A 22476-nucleotide genomic window follows, 5' to 3' on the forward strand; every position below is an offset into this window, starting at 1 on the left:
TACTCACCCGTTCGCCACTCGCCGCCAGGCCGAAGCCCGCGCTGCCGTTCGACTTGCATGTGTAAAGCATGCCGCCAGCGTTCAATCTGAGCCAGGATCAAACTCTTCAGTTCAATCTCTGTTTTTCGGTATTGCTACCGAGGTCACTCACTCAAAATACTGACGAATCTCTTTCGAGATTACGTTTAATATATTTTGTGCGAGCGTTATAACGTATATTTTGAGCATCGGACCCGAAGGCCCGGGCATATCGTCAAACGCCCACACTTATCGACTGTTGATTTTTAAAGATCGCTGCTTGTTTTCGACGAAGCGTTGTGTTCGTCAGCAGCAGAGAAGCGAGATTATGCGGTACAGCGTGCAACTCGTCAACCCCTCTATTTCCTCGCTTCGTTTCGCGCTTTTCGCTGCGTCTCGTTGCGAGGGACAGAACTATATCAAAGGCCCTCGAAGTTTGGCAAGCGCTTTTCGAGGAAGGCGTACATGCCTTCGCGCTGGGCCGGCGTGCCGAAACCTGCGTGGAACAGGCGGCGCTCGTAGTTCACGCCTTCCGACAGGGTAGTTTCGAAGGCGCGGTTGACGCAATCCTTGATCTGCATGGCGACGGAAACCGGCATCTGGGCGATGCCTTGGGCGATCTCCAATACCTCTTCAATCAGCTTGTCGGCCGGGACGACGCGCGACACCAGGCCGATACGCTCGGCTTCGGCGGCGTCGATCATGCGGGTGGTGAGCAGCATATCCATGGCCTTGGCTTTGCCGATCGCGCGCGGCAGGCGCTGGGTACCGCCCGCGCCCGGGGTGACGCCGACCTTGATTTCCGGCTGGCCGAACTTGGCGTTATCGCCCGCCACCAGGAAGTCGCACATCATGGCCAGCTCGCAGCCGCCGCCCAGGGCGAAGCCGGATACAGCGCCGATCACCGGTTTGCGCACTTTCAGGATGTGCTCCCAGTTGCGGCCAATATAGTTGTCGCGGTGGGTGTCCTGGTAGGTGTAGTCCTTCATTGCGGCAATGTCGGCGCCGGCGGCGAAGGCTTTTTCGCTACCGGTGAGGATGATGACGTGGATCGCCGGGTCCTTCTCGAACTTGGCGAAGGCTTCACCCAGCTCATTCATCATGTTGTCGTTCAGGGCATTCAGCGCCTTCGGGCGGTTCAGGCGGATCAGTGCCACTTTATCGTGCACTTCGACGAGCAAATCCTGGTATTCCATCGAAATCTCCTCTATTGGTTAAAGATGCTGCGGCGATTGTAGCCGGTTGCCCTGCGCGGCTGCTATAGTTCCCCGGATGTATTCTGCCTTCCGCCGCGATGCGCTGCTTAATGATCCCGCCTTCCGCCTGTATTGGCTGAGCAGCATCATCTCCGGTTCCGGCGCCTATGTCGGGGCGCTTGCCCTGCCCCTGTGCTCCGTTCTGCTGTTGCATGCCACGCCGGCGCAGATGGGTCTTGCCAGCGCCTTCCAGGCGATCCCCTTCGCCATCCTGGCGCTGCCGGCGGGCGTCTGGCTGGACCGCAGCCGCAAGCGGCCCATCCTTGTCGCCTGCAAAATCGCGCAAACCTTGTCGCTGGCCAGCATCCCCGCCGCCTGGGCGCTGGGCGTGCTGTCGATGCCCTGGATTTACGTGGTGTGCGCGGTGCAAGGCTGCTGTTCGGTGCTGGGCGGCGGCGCGGAACAAATCCTGCTGACCCGCATTGTGGGGCGGGACAAACTGATCGATGCGCAATCGCGCCTGACGCTGACGGACTCGGTGGCGCGGCTGGTGGCGCCCGGCTTGGGGGGCTTGCTGGTGCAGTGGGTGACGGCGCCTTTCGCGCTGGTGATCAATGCGCTCGGCTTTGCCGCGTCGGCGCTGCTGCTGCGGCGCGTGCCGATTGAGGAGCCGCTGCCGCCGCCGTCCGACAAGCATCCGCTGCGCGACGTGCAGGAAGGGCTGCTGTTCATCTGGCGCCAGCCGCTATTGCGCACGCTGGCCTGGACGGCCGCCGCCTGGCACCTGCTGTTCTATGGCTACGCGGCCTTGTGCACCTTATATATGCTGCGTGAACTCAAGCTGAATGCCGGTACCTTGGGTGCGGTGCAGGTGTTGGGCGGGATGGGCGTGCTGGCCAGCGGCCTGCTGCTGAAGCCATTGACGCGCCGCGTCGGCCAGGGCAATGCGGCCCTGCTGGGCATGGTGGTGACCACGGCCGGCTTTGTGGCGATGCCGCTGTTGCGCCCCGAGATGCTGGGCAACCAGGGGGTGACGGTCGCCGCCTGCGCCCTGCTGACCTTCTTCTTTGATTGCGGCGTGATGATGTACTTCATGCCATACATCGCGCTGCGCCAGCAGGTCACGCCCGACGAATTCCTGGGCCGCATGACGTCCTCGATGCGCTTCCTGACGATTGCGATTGCACCGCTGGGCGCGCTGGCGGCTGGCTATGCGGGCGAACACTTGGGTATCCGCGCGGCGCTGGGCTGGATCGGCGCCGGCGGGGTGGTGCTGGCCGTCGCGGCGGCAAGTTCGCGCACCTTGCGTGCGCCGCCCGCCCGGCCCCAGGCTTAGACTGGCCTGACCGTCACCTTGCGGGAGAACGCCATGTTCAAATCGATTTTGGTGCCCACCGATGGCTCGCAGTTGTCAGAGCGCGCCGCCCAGACTGCGATCGAGTTCGCAAAAATCCATGGCGCGCGCATGACGGCGGTATCCGTGATCGTGCCCTTGCCTGTGGTGCCGTTGACCGACGCCGCCGTGCTACCGGATGCCGGCCTGTACGATCTCAAAATGCGGCGCAATGTCGAGGCGGGGCTGGACAAGATCGTCGCCGCCGCGGCAGCAGCGGGGGTGCCGTGCGATGCGGTGCTGGGCGAGGCGGTCAGCCCGTACGAGGTGATCGTCAAGACGGCGGAAGAGCGGCACTGCGACATCATCCTGATGGCGTCCCACGGCCGCAAGGGCTTGAACAAGCTATTCCTCGGCAGCGAAACGCAGAAAGTCCTGGCCCATACCCACTTGCCGGTGCTGGTGCTGCGTTGATCTGCGAAATTGCCAATATGATAATATTGGCGTCCCTCAAAATTATGAGACGCCATGAATCGTTTGTTCATTGCGGCCGGGCTGGTACTGCTGGCCGGCCATGCTGCCGCCCAGGTGCAAGTTGACGTCCGCCTGGTGGCGCCGGATGCGCTCCAGGTCAGCTACACCCTGCCCACCCACTGCGCCGGGCTGTCTTTCCTGAAGAACGGCCGAGGCGCCGGCAAGATCCGCGCGCGCTGGCAGCCATTGGCGGAGTGCGGCGTGGCCGGTGGCGACAAGCTGGCGCGCGGCGCGGGCTCCTGCCCAGTACTGTCCTTCCGCGTGCCGGCCACCAGCGATAAAGTCGCCGGCTACCCCGGATCTTTCCCGACCGGTACAGCGCTGTATGCGCACATGTCCAACTACGCGGTAGGCGAGGAATGCGGGGCGGTGCAGTACAGCTATTCGGGGCCGGGCAGCATCGCGACCAAGCTGGCGTGGCGCCATGGCAGCGCCGTGGTCGATGCCGATGCGCCGGCTTTGCTGTTCCCGACGCGCCAGGCATCCAGCGGCAGGGAGAGGGATTACTTCGATCCGGCGCTCAATGCGGGCACGGTGGCGCAGATCCGCCAGCGCGTCAACGGCACCGAAGCCGCTCTACGGAAGGCGATGCCGAAGGCTCACTACCGGCGCCCCATCATTGCCGCCACCCTGGCGCGCGAGCCGGGCGGTCCCAATATCGGCGGCAGTGCCGGCGACGTGATGCACTTCGCGCTGTTCAACTGGCCGGAAACGGCGGCGCAGGAGGACGCGCAACAGCTGGACAAACTGGTGACGCACGAGATGGCCCACCGTTTCCAGATCCGGGACGCGGTAGACGACTATGCGGATGCGCGCCTGATCCATGAAGGGGGCGGCGAGTTCCTGCGCTGGATGGTGTCGCTGCAGATGGGCTGGCTCACGCCGGAGCAGGCCGGAAAACAACTGGACGATGCCCTGGCCACTTGCCTGGTGGCAGGCGACGGCCGCGCGTGGCGCGACCTGACAGCGGCGGACATCGGAGCGAACCGGCTGGAATACGCTTGCGGCCTGCCGGTCTATGTGTATGCGCTGGCGGCGCGCCAGGGCAAAGGCTCGGCTATTGGCCGCATCGACGACTTCTACAAGGCACTGCGCGCCGGCCGCAAACCTGGCTTCGCGCAAGCCATGGAGTGCGGGGCAAAGCCGTGCCAGCCGGGCATCCTGCCGGCCGTCCTGGATGAGCAGGCGCCAATGGGCGAACAGTGGGCAGCGGTGTTCCGGACAACGGGTTTGGCGCAAGCGGGTGCCCCGAGCCAGGCGCAGCTGGATGGCATGGGCTACCGCGCGCTGACCAAGGTGGTACAGGATGATTGCGCTGGCCATAGCAGTATGACCCCGGCCATGTCGCAGGGCAGGCTGCTGGTGGACGCCCTGGCCGCATGTAAAACCGTGCGGGCGAATATTGAAGTGCTGCGGGTGGAGGGCTGGCCAGTGTTCGGCAGCCTGCAAACCATGCCGGCCATGATCGCGGCATGCGCGGCGCGCCAGTCGATCGAGCTGGGGCTCAAGGACGGCTCCACGCTGGCCCTGCCCTGCCGCCGCCAGCCGTCCCTGACACAGGTGTACAAGGCGGACATGGGCAAGGTCATGCGCGCGCTGGGCTGCCCGGCGCGCGCCGAGCTGGCGTATAGGGCTTAACGCGCCAGCTTCGGCAGCAGCACCCAGATATTGCCGCGCTGCTTCATGCGGCCGGCAAAATCGGCCGCTTCGGAACCGAAGCCGAAGAAGAAGTCGAGGCGGATGGCGCCCTTGATGGCGCCGCCCGTGTCCTGCGCCAGCATCAGCCTTTGCAGCGGCATCTCATCGCCGGGCAAGGTGGTGTTGAGGTAGACCGGGGCGCCCAGCGGCAGCTGGCTGCGGTCGATCGCCACGGAGCGCTGCGGCGTGAGCGGCACGTTGAGCGTTCCTTTCGGCCCCACTTTCGGATCCGGCAGCTTTTCCTCTTTGAAGAAGACATAGCTCGGGTTGGCGTTGAACAGCTCCTGGCGCCGCGTCGGGTGGCCGTCGATCCAGGCTTTAATGCCTTGCGCGGTAGCCTGCTCGGTGGTCAGCTCGCCTTTCTGCACCAGCCATTTGCCGATCGACTGGTAGGGCCGGCCGTTCTGGTCGGCGTAGGCGACGCGCACCGTTTCGCCGTCGGCCAGCTGCACGCGGCCGGAGCCCTGCACTTCCAGGAAGAAGGCTTCCACCGCATCGTCCACCCAGAACAATTCGCTGCCGGGCAGGCCGTTGCGGGCGATTTCCTCGCGCGCCGGGTAAGGCACGACGCGCTTGCCTTTCAGGCGGCCGCGCACGCGCTTGTTCGCCAGCTCGGGATAGACGGAGCCGACGTCGATGATGACCATATCGTCCGGCACCTTGTACAAGGGCGTCTGGTAGGGGCCGCCCTTCTTGCGGGCGCCGTGCAGCAGTGGCTCGTAGTAGCCGGTAATCAGGCCGCTGTTGCTGCCGTCCGGGGCGATGACCTGGTGCGGGTCGAAGAACGATTCGAAATACAGGCGGATGGCCGCTTCGCTATTGGCGTCCACCGTCTTGGCGATGGCGCAGGGTTCCTTCCAGTCGGCGCTGGCGCCCAGCTTGGTGCAGGACAGCATATAGGCCGGCCAGGCGGCGCGCAGGTCGTCGTGGCTCCAGCCCGGCAGGTCAGCGAAGCGGGCCGGGATGAATTCGGCCTTGGCCGCTGGCGCCGGGGTGGCGGGGGCGCTTGGCTGGACGGGCGGCACGGCGGGCGCCGGCACGGACGGCGCGGCGGGAACGGCCGGCGCCGGCTGGGCAGGCTTGGCCGGCGGGACAGGAGCGGTAGGCGGCTGGGTGGCGCAGCCAGCCAGCGCCAGCGCGACGGCGGCGGCGCAAACAGGTAAACTACGGCGTATCAAATACATGAGGTGTGATCTATGTGGTTTCTGTATCTCGAAGCGCTGGTGGCGCTCTTCCTGCTGGTGTTCATCGTCTGGTGGACGCTGCCATCCAAGAAAAAGAAGGATGACGACAAGCAGTAATCAGTGCAAGGTACGCGGCAGCGACAGCACGAATTCTGGAATCTTGGTCTCGAACTGATGGCCGTCCTCGGCCACGCAGAAATACTCGCCGAACATGGAGCCCTGCGGCGTGCGCAGTTGGGTGCCGCTGGTGTATTCGAACACTTCGCCCGGCGCCAGCAGCGGCTGGTGGCCGACCACGCCCAGGCCACGCACTTCCTCGATATGGTTGTTGGCGTCGGTGATCACCCAATGGCGGGAAATCAGTTGCGCCGGCACGGTGCCGGTGTTTTTGATGGTGATTGTGTAAGTAAACACAAAATTGGTGCGGTCCGGATTGGACTGTTCCGGCAGGTACTGGGTCCGAACTTCCACCGCAAACTCATACTGGGCCATAAGCTTTCCTTGGTAACAATTGGGCAATTCTAGTCCAAGCAATCGGACAGCGTCCGCACAGCAGCGTAAAATAACGCATCTTTTTTACCAGCCCACCAGCCATGACTACTTTCCGCATCGCTCCCAGCATCCTGTCCGCCGACTTCGCCCGCCTGGGTGAAGAGGTACGCAACGTTGTTGCCGCCGGCGCCGACATCATCCACTTCGACGTGATGGACAACCATTACGTGCCGAACCTGACCGTCGGCCCGCTGGTGTGCCAGGCGATCCGCCCGCACGTGCAAGTGCCGATCGACGTGCACCTGATGGTCAAGCCGGTCGACCGCATCATCCCGGACTTTGCCAAAGCTGGCGCCAACATCATCACCTTCCACCCGGAAGCGTCCGATCACGTCGACCGTTCGCTGCAACTGATCCGCGACAACGGCTGCAAGGCCGGCCTGGTGTTCAACCCGGCCACCCCACTGAGCTACCTGGACCACGTGATGGACAAGGTCGACATGATCCTGATCATGTCGGTCAACCCGGGCTTCGGCGGCCAGTCCTTCATCCCGCAGGCGCTGAAGAAGATCGCCGAAGCGCGCCGCCGCATCGACGAATCGGGCCGCGACATCATGCTGGAAGTGGACGGCGGCATCAAGATCGACAATATCAAGGCCGCCGCCGAAGCGGGCGCCGACACCTTCGTGGCTGGTTCCGCGATCTTCGGCCAGCCAGACTACAAGGCTGTGATCGACGCCATGCGCGGCCAACTGGCTTCGCTGTAAGCGCTATGACGGCGGTCCTGCGCGGCATACGGGCCGCCATCATTGACCTGGACGGCACCATGCTCGACACCATGGGCGACTTTGTGGTCGCCCTGACGGCCATGCGCGCGGAACTGGGCCTGGGCCCGGTGAGCGCCGCGCAGGTCGAGCCCATGGTCGGCAAGGGTTCCGAGAACCTGGTGCGGCGCGTGCTCGCGCTGGACTACGACGCAGCCGGCGTGGAGCGCCTGTTCGCGCAGGCGATGGACTCCTACCAGCGCCATTACATCGCCATCAACGGCCAGCACAGCGAAATCTACGACGAGGTGGAAGCCGGCCTGCAGGCCATGCGCGCGGCCGGCCTGCGCCTGGCCTGCGTCACCAACAAGCCGCTCGCCTTCGCCCAGCCGCTGCTCGCGCTGAAAGGGCTGGCCGGCTATTTCGAGGTGCTGTACGGCGGCGACTCGTTTGAAAAGAAGAAGCCGCACCCGATGCCCCTGCTGAAGGCGTGCGAATTTTTCGGCCTGGCGCCGGCCCAGGTGGTGGCCATCGGCGACTCCTCCAACGACGCCGAAGCGGCGCGCGCGGCCGGCTGTCCTGTGCTCACCGTGCCATATGGTTATAACCACGGAGTGGGTATACATGAAACAGATTCCGATGGTATAGTTGACACGCTTCTTTTTGCAGCTGAACTTATCGCGCAAGCAAACTAACCGAATGTTTCTCAACAAAAGACACAATGTAACCCACCGGGGCTCGATTGAGGCCTGGCTGTGGCGACGCTGGCAATCCTGACCCAGTCCTGATTGCTGTCGGCGCACGCACGTGTGTTCCGGCAGGTTTTTTGTAACCTTACCGCCCCCACCTTATCCTGCGGCGGAACGGAGAGACGCATGACCGAACTCGAATTCAAATCCCTGGCCGCGGAAGGCTATACCCGTATTCCATTGATCGCGGAAGCTTTCGCCGACCTGGAAACCCCGCTCACCCTGTACCTCAAGCTGGCCCAGACTCAGAACTACGGCAAGAACACTTTCTTGCTCGAGTCCGTGGTCGGCGGCGAGCGTTTTGGCCGCTACTCCTTCATCGGCCTGCCGGCCAACACCGTGCTGCGCAGCACCGGCAAGCTGACCGAAATCGTCAAGAATGGCCAGGTGATCGAGACCCACGAGGGCAATCCCCTCGACTTTATCGAGCAATACCAGGCGCGCTTCAAAGTGGCTGTGCGTCCCGGCATGCCGCGCTTCTGCGGCGGCCTGGCCGGCTACTTCGGCTACGACACGGTGCGCCACATCGAAAAGACGGTCGCCGCGACGCAGCCTAAGGATGACCTGGGCCTGCCGGAAATCCAACTGATGGTGACGGAGGAACTGGCCGTCATCGACAACCTGTCCGGCAAGCTTTACCTGATCGTCTATGCCGACCCGCAGCAGCCGGAAGCCTATTCCAAAGCGCGCCAGCGCCTGAAAGACCTGCGCGCCCTGCTGCGGCGCGGTGTGGATGCGCCGGTGACCACGCCTTCGGTACGCACCGAAATTATCCGCGACTTCGCCAAAGAGGATTACCTCAAGGCGGTCGCCAAGGCGCACGAATACATCCTGGCCGGTGACCTGATGCAGGTGCAGATCGGCCAGCGCATCCGCAAGCCGTATGTGGATTCGCCGCTCACGCTGTACCGCTCCCTGCGTTCGCTGAACCCGTCGCCGTATATGTACTTCTACAATTTCGGCGACATGCAGATCGTGGGCGCCTCGCCGGAAATCCTGGTGCGCAACGAGACCCTGCCGGACGGCGAAAAGAAAGTCACGCTGCGCCCGATCGCCGGCACCCGCACCCGTGGCAACACGCCCGAACGCGATGCAGCGCTGGCGGAAGAACTGCTGAACGATCCGAAGGAAGTGGCGGAGCACGTGATGCTGATCGACCTGGCGCGCAACGACCTGGGCCGCATCTCCGAAACCGGCAGCGTGAAGCTGACCGACAAGATGGTGATCGAGAAGTACTCGCACGTGCAGCACATTGTTTCCAACGTGGAGGGCAAGCTGAAAAAAGGCATGTCCAACCTGGACGTGCTGCGCGCCACCTTCCCGGCCGGCACCCTGACCGGGGCGCCCAAAGTGCGCGCGATGGAAGTGATCGACGAGCTGGAAATCAGCAAGCGCGGCATCTACGGCGGCGCCTGCGGCTACCTGTCCTTCGGCGGCGAAATGGATGTGGCGATTGCGATCCGCACCGGTGTGATCAAGGACGGCATGCTGTACGTGCAGGCCGCCGCCGGCATCGTCGCCGACTCGATTCCGGAAATGGAATGGCAGGAAACTGAAAACAAGGCGCGCGCCGTGCTGCGCGCTGCCGAGCAAGTGCAAGATGGCCTGGATGGGGAGTTCTGAAATGCTGCTGATGATCGACAACTACGACTCCTTCACCTACAACATCGTGCAGTATTTCGGTGAGCTGGGCGAAGACGTGCGCGTGCACCGCAACGACGAAATCACCATCGCCGAAATCGAAGCATTGAATCCCGACCGCATCTGCATTTCCCCGGGTCCAAAAGACCCGTCGCAGGCGGGCATCTCGCTGCAAGTGCTGAAGCACTTCGCCGGCAAGAAACCAATCCTGGGCGTTTGCCTGGGACACCAGGCCATCGGCGAAGCCTTTGGCGGCAAAGTTATCCGCGCCAAGCAAGTCATGCATGGCAAAACTTCTCTTATCGCGCATACGGGTGTGGGCGTGTTCCAGGGCTTACCCAGCCCGTTCACGGTAATCCGCTACCACTCTTTGGCAATCGAGCGATCCTCGCTGCCTTCCTGCCTGGAAGTCACAGCCTGGACCGACGACGGCGAAATCATGGGCGTGCAGCACAAGGAGTACGACATCGAGGGTGTGCAGTTCCACCCCGAGTCCATCCTGTCCGAGCACGGCCACGCCTTGCTGAAGAATTTCCTCGACCGCAAATAAGAGAAGGAAGCATCATGCCTATCACGCATCAAGAAGCACTGGTTCGCTGCATCGAACACCGCGAGATTTTCCACGACGAGATGCTGCACCTGTTCCGCCAGATCATGTCCGGCGAAATGTCGCCTGTCATGGTGGCCGCCCTGACCATGGGCCTGCGCGTCAAGAAGGAAACCATCGGCGAGATCACCGCTGCGGCGCAAGTCATGCGCGAGTTCTCGACCAAGGTGCCGATGGCCGACACCACCAACCTGCTCGATATCGTCGGCACCGGTGGCGATGGCGCGCATACCTTCAATATTTCTTCCGCCGCGATGTTCGTCGCCGCCGCCGCCGGCGCGCGCGTGGCCAAGCATGGCGGGCGTTCCGTCTCGTCGTCGTCGGGCAGCGCGGACCTGATTGAATCTTTGGGCGCCAATATCAACCTGAAGCCGGAGCAGATCGCGCAGTCGATCGCGCAGACCGGCATTGGTTTCATGTTCGCGCCCAACCACCACGCTGCGATGAAGCATGTGGCGCCGGTGCGCCGCGAGCTGGGCGTGCGCTCTATTTTCAACATCCTTGGCCCGCTGACCAATCCGGCCGGCGCGCCGAATATCCTGATGGGCGTGTTCCATCCGGACCTGGTGGGTATCCAGGTGCGGGTGCTGCAGCGCCTGGGCGCGCAGCATGCGGTGGTGGTATATGGCCGCGACAATATGGACGAGGTGTCGCTGGGCGCGGGCACCATGGTCGGTGAGCTGGTGAACGGCGAGATCCGCGAGTATGAGATTCATCCGGAGGACTTCGGCCTGCAAATGATCGCGTCGCGCAACCTGAAGGTGGCCGATTCGGTGGAGTCGAAAGCGCGCGTGATGGAGGCGCTGCGCGGCGAACCGGGACCGGCGGCGGATATCGTGGCGCTGAATGCCGGCACGGCGCTGTACGCGGCGGGCGTGGCTTCGTCCATTGAGGATGGGTTGGCGCGGGCGCGGGCGGCGGTGGCTTCCGGTGCGGCGGTGGCCAAGCTGGAGCAGTTTGTGCGCGTCACCCAGGAACTGGGCCGGGAGGGTTAAGCGATGTTCGGCATCCATGACCTGACGCTGTTTATTGTTTCCGGTCTGCTGCTGAACATTATGCCGGGACCGGATTCGCTGCTGATCATGGCGCGTAGCGCCAGCCAGGGCTGGCGCGCGGGTTGCGCGGCGGCGCTGGGGATTGGGGCGGGGACGTTTGTGCATATTGGCGCGGCGGCCGTTGGGTTGTCGGCGGTTCTTGCCACTTCGGCGACTGCGTTCACTGTTGTTAAGTGGGTGGGGGCGGCGTATATCGTTTGGTGCGGTATCGGCATGCTGCGGGCACGGCTGAAACCCGGTAAATCGGGGTCAGACCCGGAGGGTCAGACCCTGTCTACGGCACCTGCGCGGCTTCCGCTGCGACGCATATTTGCGCAGGGTTTCCTGACCAATGTGCTGAATCCGAAAGTCGCGCTGTTCTTCCTCGCCTTCGTGCCGCAGTTCATCGATAGCGACGCAACGAACAAGCCTCTTGCCTTCCTGATCCTGGGCTGCATTTTCAACTTCAACGGCATGCTGTGGTGTAACGGCCTTGCCCTCTTCACCGCCTTCGCCAGCGCCAGGCTGAAGGTCAAGCCCCTGGTCGCGCTGTGGCTGAACCGCGTGACCGGCGGCATCTTCATCGCGCTGGGTGCGCGCCTGGCCCTGGCCGAACAACACTAAAGAATCATCATGTCCGACATCCTGAACAAAATCCTGGCCGCGAAGGCCGACGAAGTAGCCGCCGCAAAAAAGCACCGCAGCCTGCAATCGCTGCGTGACGAAGTGGAAAACGACAAAGACCTGCGCGCCAACCTGCGCGGCTTCGAAGCCAGCCTGCGCCACAAGATCGCAGCCGGCCAGGCCGGCGTCATCGCCGAAGTCAAGAAAGCCTCGCCCTCGAAAGGCGTGCTGCGCCCCGATTTCCGCCCGGCGGAGATTGCCGCCAGCTACGCCAACGCCGGCGCGGCCTGCCTGTCGGTGCTGACCGACGTGCACTTCTTCCAGGGCGCCAACGAATACCTGCAGCAAGCACGCGCCGCCTGCGATATCCCCGTCCTGCGCAAAGACTTCATGGTCGACATGTACCAGATCTATGAAGCACGCGCCATGGGCGCCGACTGCATCCTGCTGATCGTGGCCGCATTGGACCACGGCCTGATGGCGGAAATGGAAGCCTGCGCCCACGAGCTGGGCATGGACGTGCTGATCGAATCGCACGACGGCGCGGAGCTGGCCGCCGCGCTCAAGCTGAAAAGCCGCCTGATCGGCATCAACAACCGCAACCTGCGCACCTTCGACGTATCGCTGGATACCACCATCGGCCTGCTGCCGACCATTCCGCATGAACGCATGGTCATCACCGAATCGGGCATCATGGCGCCGCAGGATGTGGCGCGCATGCGTGAGCACAATGTGCACGCCTTCCTGGTCGGCGAAGCCTTCATGCGCGCGCCCGACCCGGGCGCCGAGCTGCGCAAGCTGTTCGATTAAGGCGTGGCGGCGAAGCCGCAGCGCTTCGACGCTTCACGCCCCGCCAGCTCATAGGTGGTTGAACGGCCGTCGGCTTCCTGCACGCTGAAACTGCCTTCGCCGCTGGCGGTCAGCTTGCCAACCCGGCTGCGGCCCGGCATCGGGAACAGTTCTTCCCAATGGATGGCGTTGTCCTCCACCCTCCAGCTGCCGACGAAATCGGGGCCCTCCCCTTCTGCGGTACTGGGTTTGAAACCCGCATAGGTGCCTTCTTCATCCATATAGATGCTATAGGCGCCGCCATCCTTCTGGTAGTCCCACATGCCGACGAACTGGCAAGGCACGGCGGCGGTAGCAGCGACTGGCGGTGGCGCCGTTTGCGTCAGGCTGCCCGCGATGCACAGGACGGTGGCTGCGAATGACACGCGCGCCAGGAAGGTCGAGGGCAGGCGTGCTTCCACATCCAGGCCGCCCAGGCGGCGCACATCATATTTGGAGGCGCCGAACAAACCCAGGCTCAGGCCCGCTTGCTTCAACCTGCGCACGGCTTTTACGACCAGCACCACCCAGAGCACGAAGCCGACCAGCCAAAGCACGCAAACCAGGATGATGGTCAATGGCGATGGGGAAAACGAGAACGACCAGCTCAGCGCGACCATGGCGAGGGATAACAGCAGCACCGCATTGCGCGCCGCCGCGCCGAAACCCAGGCCCTTCATCATGCACCAGGTGCCGTAGATCGACAGTGCTCCGAGCACGGTGGTGCAGATGGTGCTTGGCAGCGAATAGGCGCCGCGCAACAAGGCGCCTTGCAGCAGGCTCAGGCCAATGCTGCTGACATTCATGCGCAAGCCTTCCGCTACCTGGAACAGCCCGGCATCGTTTTCCGGCGCCTCGACCTCCGTGTCCAACGCTGCGGCGGGCGCCTGGTAGGGGGATGTTGCAGGACTGGCGGCGGCCGCGATGGGCGCCGCCGGGGCCGGCGCCGGCGGCAAGGGCTTGGCGCGCGGGATCGGGCCGGGTTCGGCGGCCAGGGTGGCACGGCAGCCGCCGCGATCGCGCAAGGCGGCGGCGTATTGCATGGCCTGGAAGCGCGACACGCCCTGCTTGACCACCGTGCGGCGCCCGCCCGACAGCAGGGCGACAGTTTCAGCCACCGGCTTGCGCAGCAGGGTCGCCAGGCGCGCGGCGGCGTCGATCACCTCCAGCCCGTGTGCCGGACCTTCCAGCACGACCTGGTAGGTCGGCGGACGGTGCACCTCGCCGGATTTATTGTCCACCACCGTCAGGCCCAGCTCCGCCGCCAGGTACAGCACATGCGGCACCACTTCCTTGCTGCGCCGGACCAGGGTCAGGCGCCCCGCCGCGCCCGCGTAATGGCCGTCCGACCAGGGCTTATCCGGGAACTGGGCTACGAGCGCATCATGGAAGCGTTTCAGCAGGGGCGATGCCGGCTGCGTGCCGGCGTCGTGGCGCAGCTGGTTCATGAAGGCGAAAACGTCGAGGTCGACGTCGGGCGTGGGCACGGCGGCCAGTTGTAACTGATAGCTCATCTCGCAATTCTAATTGCAAAAGATGCATAACGTTATACTAACATTGCTAAATTACAACAAGCTCACGCGGCCAGCGGCGCCGGACCGGCGATCTCTGTGCGATTGCGACCATTCGCCTTGGCCCGGTACAAGGCATGGTCGGCGCGCGCCAGCAGGCTGTCCAGCGATTCACTGACCAAATGCTGGCCGGCGATGCCGATACTGACCGTGCAGGAAGGAGTACCCGCTTGCAGGCTGTCGCGCAGCAGCGCCTGGATGCGCTGCGCCAGTTGCTGGGCATGCGCCAGCGTGGTGTCCGGCATCAGCACCACAAACTCTTCGCCCCCAAAACGCGCCACGACATCGCACTGGCGCGCGCTGCGCATGATCACGGCGGCCACCTGCATCAGCACCTTGTCGCCCTGCGCATGGCCGTACTGGTCGTTGATTGCCTTGAAGTGATCGAGGTCGATCGCCATCAGCGACAAGGGCGAGTCGCTGCGCTGCTGGCGCGCCCGCACGCGACCGAAGAATTGCAGGAAGCCGCGCCGGTTCAAGACGCCGGTCAGCGGGTCATGCGTGGAACGCTGCTCCAGGATTTGCTGCAGCTTGCGCGTGGCCAGCATGAGGAAGGCCACCGTTATCAGCAGGGCCATGAAATTGGCAATCGCCAGGTAGACATTGGCCAGCGCGCTGCTGCGCAGCAGGTTGGCAGCATCCGGCTCCATGAACAGGGCCGCCACGCCGCGCGAGACGGTGTTCAGGCACTGCAGCGCCAGCAGCGCGCCGAAGAACCAGCTGGTGAAGTGCGCGACACGGTGGCGCCAGACCAGGCGCAGCTGGTCCAGGTAGAACACGCTGACGATAAAGCTGAACGCCGCCGCGCGGTGCGGGAAGTTCGGCTCGACCAGCAGCCAGTACAGGATGGCCGCCAGTTCCAGCGTCCAGGCGGCGTGGAAGATGGCCCAGCCGCCCGGTTCGCCGAAAAAGCGGCGGGTGCCGATCATCGACAGGCCGATGCCCCAGGTCAGGCAGACATTGGCAACCGGCAGCGCCAGCGCGTCCGGCAGTTTGCCGCGCAACAGGAACAGGACGCCGGCGCCCACCATCGCCGCCAGGCCGCAGGCCCAATGCCCCACCCCGGCCACTTCGCGCCGGAAGCTCAGGTGCACCGACACCATGGCTGCCGCCAGCACCGCGCAGGTCAGCGTGGTGGTGAACAGGACGGTGAAGGGATCCAGCGCGAACATCAACACTGGATCAGGCGGCGGTCGGGCGGCGCGGCGTGGTTTTCTTCTCTTCCACAAGCATGGTGATGGCTGGCACGCGGTCGCCCTGCAGGGTGACGTCGAAGGCCATCAGCTCGTCGCGGCGGAAAGCGTACACCTGCACGGTGTCGCCCACCTTGTAGCGCGCCAGCAGGGCCTCGACATTGGACGGGTTGCCGCTCACGCGCAGGCCGTCGATGGCCACCAGCAGGTCGTTGGCCGACAGCCCGGCCTTTTGCGCGGCGCCGCCGTCGTGCACGGCGGTCAGCTTGCAATCGGCGCCGTCGCGGCCGATGTTCACGTCCATGCTCGGCTTGGCGGACTTGCGCTCGTCCTTGTAGCTGACGCCGAACTGCGGCAGCAGCTTGGCCAGCGGCACGTCTTCCGTGCCGCGGATGTACTTGTCGAAGAAGGGCTTGAGCTTGAAGCCTGCGATCTCATCGAACAGGGCTTCCACTGCCTGCGGCGTGACGCCGCGCGGCTTGCCGTTGTAGAAGTCGCGGCCATAGCGCTGCCACAGGGCGCGCATGATGTCGTCCAGCGAGCGCTTGCCCGCGGTCTTGGCGCGGATGGTCAGGTCCAGGGCGAGGCCGATCAGGGAGCCCTTGGCGTAGTAGCTGACGATGGCGTTCGGCGAGTTCTCATCCTGGCGGTAGTACTTGCCCCAGGCGTCGAAGCTGGAGTCGGCCACGCTTTGTTTGGTGCGGCCGCTGCCGCGCAGCACGCCGCCCACGGTCTTGTTCAGCAGCTTGAAATAGCCCTCTTCCGACAGCAGGCCGGCGCGCACCAGCATCAGGTCGTCGTAGTAGCTGGTAAAGCCTTCGAACAGCCAAAGCAGCGAAGTGTAGTTCTCCACCTGGTAGTCGTAGGGCGCGAAGACGGCGGGCTTGATGCGCTTGACGTTCCAGGTGTGGAAGTACTCGTGGCTGCACAGGCCCAGGTAGGTCATATAGCCGTCGCTCGGCTCCTTGCCGCGCTGGGAAATGGTCGGCAGGTCGGCGCGCGCGCAAATCAGGGCGGTGGAGGCGCGGTGTTCCAGGCCGCCGTAGCCTTCGCCCACCACCATCGTCATGAAGACGTAGCGCTCCATCGGCGCTTTCTTGCTGCGCGGCTCGAAGAAGGCAATCTGTGTTTCGCAGATCTGTTTCAGGTCGGCGCAGATACGGACGAGGTCAAGGTTGGGCGTGCGGCCGGTGAACACCACGTCGTGCTGCACGCCGAGCGCCTTGAAGCTGGCCATGGCGAACGTGCCCATTTCGACCGGGCTGTCGATCAGCTCATCGTAATCCTGCGCGATGTAGGAGCCGAAGCCGTAGCGCTTGGCCTTGAGTTCTTTCAGGGCGGTGGCGACGCGCCACTTGGCCGCCGCTTCGTGCGCCGGACGCTGGATGTCGACCACGTGCGGCACGTCTTCGCTGCCGACCACGCGCAGGAAGACGCTGGTGCCGTTGAAGAAGCCGTGCGTCTGGTCCAGGTGGGCGGCGCGCACCGACAGGTCCCAGGCGTACACTTCATAATGCACGGTGAGCTTGCCCTTGCAGGGCGCGGCTTGCCAGGAGTGTTTATCCAGCTTGGTCAGCTCGACCGGCTGGCCGCCGCATTCGGCGCGGGCTTGCACGATGTTGCGCGAGAATTCGCGGATCATGTAGCTGCCGGGAATCCAGGCGGGCAGCGTGAAGACCTGGCCTTCCGGCGCCGGCGATTCGACGGTCACGCTGACCTGGAACATATGGGCCGCGAGATCTTTGGCGGCGATGGTGTAGCTGATTTTTTTGTTGTTCATGTGATGTCGGACGGTGTGTCGATGTCCTGCAGGATGCCGGGATCATCCACCGCCAGTTCGTTAACCGGATTGTTCTTCAAAATACTGCGCGCCCCCTGGTCGCCCTCCAGCGCCAGCAGCGCCGGCAGGTGGGCACGCCCGAAAGCCACCGGGTTGCCGCGCCGCCCGCCATGCACCGGCGCCGCAATCGCCGCACCGTCAGGCGCGACTGCGCGCGCCAGGGCCGCCATGGTGGCGGGCTGCACGTAAGGCATATCCGCCAGCGCGATCAGCCAGCCATCCGCATCCTGCGCATGCCGCACGCCGCATACCAGCGAGGCAGCCATGCCCTCGCCTGCGCGCTCGCATACGACGACCTCGCAGCCAAGTTCGCGCAACAGGCCGGCCATGGCCGAATCCTGCGCGCGCACCACCGCCACCACGCGCGCCAGCGCAGCCAGCAAAGCCCGCGCGCTGGCCGCAACCACCGCCTCGCCGCCCGGCAGCGCCTGCAACAGCTTATAGCGCGCGCCGCTCGGATCGAAGCGGCTGCCGCTGCCGGCAGCCAGCAGGATACCGACGACGCCCGATGCCGCGCCGCCGCTCAAGCCTTGGCCAGGTCGAATGGCAGCTTGCGCACGCGCTTACCGGTCAGCTTGAACACAGCGTTGGCCAAGGCCGGCGCCAACGGCGGCAAGCCTGGCTCTCCCATGCCGGTCGGGTTATCCGTGGAAGCGACGGTGAACACCTCCACCAGCGGCATATCCGTCATGCGCGCCACGGTATAGTCGTGGAAATTGCCCTGCTCCACCACGCCGTCCTTCAAGGTGATCGCCGCACCCGGCAAGGTGGTGCCCAGTCCCATCAGGGCCGCGCCCTGCACCTGCGCTTCGATCGTCAACGGATTCACCGGCAGGTTGCAGTGCACGGCAGCCGTGACCTTGTGCAGCTTGGGCTGGCCACCCTTCATCGACGCCACCACCACATACGCCACCGAGGTCTCGAACGACTCGTGCAAGGCCACGCCCCAGGCCTGCCCTTTAGGCAGCTTGGTCTTGCCGTAGCCCGACTTCTCAACCGCCAGGTTCAGCGCCGCCAACTGGCGCACGTGTTTCGCGTCGATCAGCTTGCGGCGGTACTCCACCGGGTCCATCTTCGCCGCGTGGGCCGCCTCGTCGATCAGCGTCTCCATGACAAAAGCCGTGTGGGTCGAGCCCACGGAGCGCCACCACAGCACCGGTACATTCGCCTTGGCGTTATGCACGCTCAGGTTCATCGGCACGTCGTACGGCGCGCCCATGCCCTCCACCGAAGTCGCATCCACGCCGTCCTTCACCATCATCGGCTCGAACGGCGTGCCGGTAATGATGGACTGGCCGACGATCACATGGTTCCAGCCTACGATATTGCCCTTGGCGTCCATGCCGATATCCGCCTGGTGCACATAGACCGGGCGATAGTAGCCGCCCTTGATATCGTCCTCGCGGCTCCAGATCACCTTGACCGGCCCCTTGCCCCAGGCCTTGGCCACGTTCACCGCCTCCACAATGTAGTCGGAAGTCGGCACCGCGCGCCGGCCGAAACCGCCGCCCGCCATCATGGTGTGCAGGGTCACTTTGTCCGGTGTCAGCCCCGCCGCTTTGGCCGCAGCCAGCGCATCCAGCGTCTGGAACTGGCTACCCGCCCAGATGGTGCAGGAATCTGCTTTCAGGTCCACCACGCAGTTCAGCGGCTCCATTGGCGCGTGCGCCAGGTAGGGGAATTCGTAGGAGGCGCTGATCTTTTTCGGCGCCTTGGCGATGGCCGAGGTATCCGCCTTTTTCACCGGCGCACCGGCCTTCTTCGCCAGCGCCTTGTACTCCGCCATCTGCTTTTTGCTGGAGACTTTTTCCAGGCCCGAGGTATCCCACTCGACCGCCAGCGCATCGCGGCCCTGCTTGGCCGGCCAGTAGCCATTGGCCACCACCGCCACGCCGCTGCCGCCACGGTCGGTATCGACCTTGATGACATCGATCACGCCCGGAATCGCCTTGGCCTTGGAGGCGTCGAACTTTTTCACCTTGCCGCCAAAGACCGGCGGCCGCGCCACCAGCACCACCTTGGTGCCTTCAGGCTTGAAGTCCATGCCGAATTGCTGCGTGCCGCTCGACTTGGCGCGCGCATCGAGGCGCGGCGTCGGCTTGCCGATGATGGCGAAGTCCTTCACGTCCTTCAGCTTCACATCCTTCGGCACCGGCTGCTTCATCGCCGCATCGGCCATGGCGCCAAAAGTCGCGCTCTGGCCGGACGGGCCGTACAGCATGCCTTTCGAAGCGCGCACTTGCGCCGCCGGCACTTTCCACTGCTCGGCCGCCGCAGCCACCAGCATGGCGCGGGCGCGGGCGCCGATTTCGCGGTGCTGCATCCAGGAGTGCTTTACAGCGGTCGAGCCGCCCGTCATCTGGATGCCGAAAGCAGGATCTTTATAGGCATCGCCCGCCGGCGCCAGCGCCGAACGCACCTGCGACCAGTCCGCATCCAGCTCCTCGGCGATCAGCATCGGCAGCGCGGTATGCACGCCCTGGCCGAACTCCAGCCGGTTAACCTGGATGGTGACGGTATTGTCGGGAGCGATATGGAGGAAAGCATTGGGCGCCACCGGCGGCTTGGCCGGGGCGTCGGCAGCGATCGCGCGGGCAAAGCGCCCACCGCCGCTGGCGACATAGAAACCGAGCAGCAGGCCGCTGCCGGCTTTCAGGAAGGAGCGGCGCGACATGCCTGCATCGTCAGCGCCAGCCGCTTGAGCTGCCATGAACCATTCTTTGCGCATGGCTGCCTCCGTCAAGCGATGGATTTCGCAGCGTCCTTGATGGCCGCGCGGATCCGTTGATAGGTGCCGCAGCGGCAGATATTGCCCGACATGGCGTTGTCGATATCGGCGTCGGTCGGCGCCTTGTTGGTGCGCAGCAGGGCCGTAGCGCTCATCACCTGGCCGCTCTGACAGTAGCCGCATTGCGGCACATCGTGCCTGACCCAGGCATCTTGCACCGCCTTGCCCACTTTGTCGCCGGACATGGCCTCGATGGTGGTGATCTTTTGCCCCACCACCGCCGAAATCGGCGTCACGCAGGAGCGGATCGCCTGGCCTTCCAGGTGCACCGTGCACGCGCCGCACATGGCCATACCGCAGCCAAACTTGGTGCCGGTCATATTGAGGTTGTCGCGCAACGCCCACAAGACAGGCGTGGAGGGATCGGCATCGACTTGCACGTCGCGCCCGTTGATATTCAATGTGACCATGCCGGCTCCTTATTTGATGGTGGCGAACTTAGCTTCCAGGGTACGCTGATCAACTGCTCCTGCAATACGGCTGCCGTCGGCAAAGAAGATCGCCGGGGTGCCGTTAATATTGATTTTCTGGCCCAGGGCCAGCACTTTGTCGTTTGGCGAGGTGCAGCCGTTCGGCGCGGTCGGCGCCGCTTTACCGGCCAGCATCCAGTCATCCCAGGCCTTGTTGCGGTCGGCCGCGCACCAGATGTTCTGCGATTTGGTGAAGGAGTCCGGCGACAGGATGTTGTACATATACGTGTACACGGTCACGTTGTCGATATTCGCCAGCGTGGTCTGGCGGAAGCGCTTGCAGTAGCCGCAGTTCGGATCCTCGAAGATCGCCATCACGCGCTTGCCGTTGCCCTTCACGGTCTTCAGCGCCAGCTCTTTCGGCAGCTCGTCGAAGTTGATCTTGTTGATATCGTCGATGCGCGCCTGGGTCAGGTCTTGCGAAGTTTTCAGGTCGAAGATATGCCCCACCATCAGGTAGCTGCCGGTCTTGTCGGTGTAGCGGATATCGCTGCCGACGCGGATCTCGTACAGGTCGGCGTACGGCGTCTTCTTGATGGAATCGATCTTCACATCGCCCAGGCGTTCCGCCAGCGCCTTGCGCAGCTGCGCTTCCTCTTTGGCGTTTTGCGCATCCGCGCAGGACATCAGCATGGTCGTCGCAACGACCATGGCCAGCTTACTCATATTCATTAGGTTCTCCGCTTTTACAACTTACCAAGTGCGTGGGAAATCAGCCGGCGCTTTACGCCCGGCAATTTATCCAGCAAGTTTAGCCCGAAATTGCGCACTGCGCGCACTGGCTCCAGGTCGGTGCCGAACAGGCGTTCCAGTCCATCGGTGGTGGCCAGCATCAGGCTCACCTCCTCCTTGCGCGCCCGCGCATAGCGCGCCAGCACGCGTTCATCGCCGATGGAGCGGTGCTCTTCGCGCTCCGCCACGGCCTTTACCAGCTCCTGCACATCGCCAAAGCCCAGGTTCATGCCATGTCCGGCCAGCGGATGCACCACGTGCGCCGCGTCGCCCACCAGGGCCACGCGCGGCGCCACCATCGAGTGCGGGCGCATCAACCGCAGGGGGAAGGCTTTCACATCCTCCGGCTGCAGGGGCGTCAGCTTGCCCAGTTTTTCCTGCGCGAACACCGCCAGCCGCTCGGCCAGCGCCGCCGCGCCTTCGCGGCACAGGGTATCGGCCAGCATGTCCGGCGCCGACCACACCAGCGATACCTGGTTGCCGGGCAGCGGCAGCAAAGCCACGATGCCCTGCTCGCCGGTGAACCACTGGTGCGCCACACCATGGTGCGGCAGCTCGCAGGCGAAGTTGGACACCACGCCGCTCTGGTTATAGGAACGGTAATCGAGGCCGATATCGCACTGGCCGCGCACCCACGATTGGGCACCGTCGGCGCCGACCACCAGCGAGGCGCCCAGGTGGGAGCCGTCTTCCAGCGTGATCAGGGCGCCTTCCGCGTCATGCTTGAGGGCCACCGCCTTGCCGTGCACGAAATGCACGTTCTGCGCGAAACGCAGCGCGGCGTCCAGCGCCTGATTCAGGTTGCGGTCTTCCGCAATCCAGCACAGGGTGCCGGTGTGGGCGCCGTAGGCATCGAAATTCAGCGCGCCGGCCTTGGCGCCATCGCCGTGCACCAGCATGGCATCGACCGGCGCGATCCGCGCCTGGTCTATGGCGCCCCAGACTTTGAGGGAATCGAGCAGGCGGTGGGCGGTATGGTTGAGGGCGAACACGCGGACATCCCAGCTCGCCGCATCCGGGCGGGCCGGCGCCGGGGGCGGCCCCAGCAAAGTCACGCTCAGTCCGGATTGGGCAAACGCAAGGGCTGCCGTTTTGGCAATGGCGCCATTGCCGACTATGCAGACCGCAGTCTGCATATGGTGGTGCGTAGACTTGTTCATCCGGCCATTATAGATTGCTA

21 protein-coding genes and 1 rRNA gene are annotated in these 22476 nt (G+C 64.2%); 10 read left to right on the forward strand and 12 right to left on the reverse strand.

Translation table 11 applies throughout. The features are described from left to right. Positions 1 to 113, reverse strand: a 16S ribosomal RNA gene (locus tag GTP41_RS10815); the annotation flags it as partial. 324 nt (positions 114 to 437) lie between these two features. Further along, positions 438 to 1214, reverse strand: a complete 777-nt coding sequence (locus GTP41_RS10820) for an enoyl-CoA hydratase (RefSeq protein WP_161025603.1) — start codon at positions 1212 to 1214, stop codon at positions 438 to 440. A gap of 76 nt (positions 1215 to 1290) precedes the next feature. On the opposite strand from GTP41_RS10820, the gene GTP41_RS10825 reads away from it, so the two are divergent. From GTP41_RS10825 to GTP41_RS10835, 3 genes are read left to right on the forward strand one after another with little or no spacing between them, the layout of a single operon-like run. Further along, on the forward strand, positions 1291 to 2550 hold the full coding sequence (locus GTP41_RS10825) for an MFS transporter (protein ID WP_161025604.1): 1260 nt from the start codon (positions 1291 to 1293) through the stop codon (positions 2548 to 2550). Positions 2551 to 2583: 33 nt separating this feature from the next. Then, entirely contained in the window at positions 2584 to 3021 is a 438-nt protein-coding gene (locus tag GTP41_RS10830; protein ID WP_161025605.1) for a universal stress protein, read from the forward strand. A gap of 54 nt (positions 3022 to 3075) precedes the next feature. Continuing rightward, positions 3076 to 4719 carry a hypothetical protein gene (locus GTP41_RS10835; RefSeq protein ID WP_161025606.1) on the forward strand — a complete coding sequence of 548 codons (1644 nt, stop codon included), beginning with the start codon at positions 3076 to 3078 and terminating at the stop codon, positions 4717 to 4719. On the opposite strand, the gene mltA is transcribed toward GTP41_RS10835, so the two are convergent. Next, the gene (gene mltA, locus GTP41_RS10840) at positions 4716 to 5963 is read right to left on the reverse strand and encodes a murein transglycosylase A (RefSeq protein ID WP_161025607.1); all 1248 of its coding nucleotides are present in this window, start codon (positions 5961 to 5963) and stop codon (positions 4716 to 4718) included. The two genes, GTP41_RS10835 and mltA, sit on opposite strands and share 4 nt — an antisense overlap. 117 nt (positions 5964 to 6080) lie before the next feature. Next, positions 6081 to 6455: a Co2+/Mg2+ efflux facilitator ApaG/CorD gene (gene apaG / locus GTP41_RS10845; RefSeq protein WP_090438700.1), complete on the reverse strand. Its 375-nt coding sequence runs from the start codon at positions 6453 to 6455 to the stop codon at positions 6081 to 6083. 101 nt (positions 6456 to 6556) lie between these two features. Here apaG and rpe point away from each other — a divergent pair, with 101 nt between their 5' ends. The 7 genes from rpe (at position 6557) to trpC (ending at position 12684) form a co-directional block, all read left to right on the forward strand. Beyond that, entirely contained in the window at positions 6557 to 7222 is a 666-nt protein-coding gene (gene rpe / locus GTP41_RS10850; RefSeq protein WP_161025608.1) for a ribulose-phosphate 3-epimerase, read from the forward strand. 5 nt (positions 7223 to 7227) lie between these two features. After that, positions 7228 to 7914 (forward strand): phosphoglycolate phosphatase, encoded by a 687-nt coding sequence (locus tag GTP41_RS10855; protein ID WP_161025609.1) that lies wholly within the window; start codon positions 7228 to 7230, stop codon positions 7912 to 7914. A 180-nt stretch (positions 7915 to 8094) separates the two neighbouring features. Beyond that, complete coding sequence (gene trpE, locus GTP41_RS10860) at positions 8095 to 9591, forward strand: anthranilate synthase component I (RefSeq protein WP_161025610.1); 1497 nt, start codon at positions 8095 to 8097, stop codon at positions 9589 to 9591. Between the two features lies 1 nt (position 9592). Continuing rightward, positions 9593 to 10159, forward strand: a complete 567-nt coding sequence (locus tag GTP41_RS10865; RefSeq protein WP_161025611.1) for an anthranilate synthase component II — start codon at positions 9593 to 9595, stop codon at positions 10157 to 10159. 14 nt (positions 10160 to 10173) lie between these two features. Further along, positions 10174 to 11211 (forward strand): anthranilate phosphoribosyltransferase, encoded by a 1038-nt coding sequence (gene trpD / locus GTP41_RS10870; protein WP_161025612.1) that lies wholly within the window; start codon positions 10174 to 10176, stop codon positions 11209 to 11211. Positions 11212 to 11214: 3 nt separating this feature from the next. Further along, entirely contained in the window at positions 11215 to 11874 is a 660-nt protein-coding gene (locus GTP41_RS10875; protein ID WP_161025613.1) for a LysE family translocator, read from the forward strand. A gap of 9 nt (positions 11875 to 11883) precedes the next feature. After that, complete coding sequence (gene trpC, locus GTP41_RS10880) at positions 11884 to 12684, forward strand: indole-3-glycerol phosphate synthase TrpC (RefSeq protein WP_161025614.1); 801 nt, start codon at positions 11884 to 11886, stop codon at positions 12682 to 12684. On the opposite strand, the gene GTP41_RS10885 is transcribed toward trpC, so the two are convergent. The 8 genes from GTP41_RS10885 to GTP41_RS10920 all read right to left on the reverse strand — a co-directional run bounded on the left by GTP41_RS10885 (position 12681) and on the right by GTP41_RS10920 (position 22456). Further along, positions 12681 to 14216, reverse strand: a complete 1536-nt coding sequence (locus tag GTP41_RS10885; protein ID WP_161025615.1) for a hypothetical protein — start codon at positions 14214 to 14216, stop codon at positions 12681 to 12683. The genes trpC and GTP41_RS10885 overlap by 4 nt on opposite strands. A gap of 62 nt (positions 14217 to 14278) precedes the next feature. Next, positions 14279 to 15445 (reverse strand): GGDEF domain-containing protein, encoded by a 1167-nt coding sequence (locus GTP41_RS10890; RefSeq protein WP_161025616.1) that lies wholly within the window; start codon positions 15443 to 15445, stop codon positions 14279 to 14281. 10 nt (positions 15446 to 15455) lie between these two features. Further along, a complete protein-coding gene (locus tag GTP41_RS10895) occupies positions 15456 to 17246 on the reverse strand; it encodes a M61 family metallopeptidase (protein ID WP_161025617.1) in 1791 nt (596 codons plus the stop codon). Next, entirely contained in the window at positions 17243 to 17833 is a 591-nt protein-coding gene (locus GTP41_RS10900; RefSeq protein WP_161025618.1) for a nucleotidyltransferase family protein, read from the reverse strand. Before GTP41_RS10900 ends, GTP41_RS10895 begins: the two co-directional genes overlap by 4 nt. Beyond that, positions 17830 to 20034, reverse strand: coding sequence for a xanthine dehydrogenase family protein molybdopterin-binding subunit (locus GTP41_RS10905; RefSeq protein WP_308700847.1), 2205 nt, complete (start codon positions 20032 to 20034; stop codon positions 17830 to 17832). The genes GTP41_RS10900 and GTP41_RS10905 overlap by 4 nt, the downstream gene beginning before the upstream one ends. Before the next feature lie 11 nt (positions 20035 to 20045). Further along, positions 20046 to 20504, reverse strand: a complete 459-nt coding sequence (locus GTP41_RS10910) for a (2Fe-2S)-binding protein (protein ID WP_161025619.1) — start codon at positions 20502 to 20504, stop codon at positions 20046 to 20048. Between the two features lie 9 nt (positions 20505 to 20513). Next, positions 20514 to 21236, reverse strand: coding sequence for a DsbC family protein (locus GTP41_RS10915; protein WP_161025620.1), 723 nt, complete (start codon positions 21234 to 21236; stop codon positions 20514 to 20516). A gap of 14 nt (positions 21237 to 21250) precedes the next feature. Beyond that, on the reverse strand, positions 21251 to 22456 hold the full coding sequence (locus tag GTP41_RS10920) for an FAD-dependent monooxygenase (protein ID WP_161025621.1): 1206 nt from the start codon (positions 22454 to 22456) through the stop codon (positions 21251 to 21253). Between the last annotated feature and the right edge of the window lie 20 nt (positions 22457 to 22476).

Source organism: Pseudoduganella guangdongensis (assembly GCF_009857475.1).
Classification (GTDB): Bacteria; Pseudomonadota; Gammaproteobacteria; order Burkholderiales; family Burkholderiaceae_D; genus Rugamonas; species Rugamonas guangdongensis.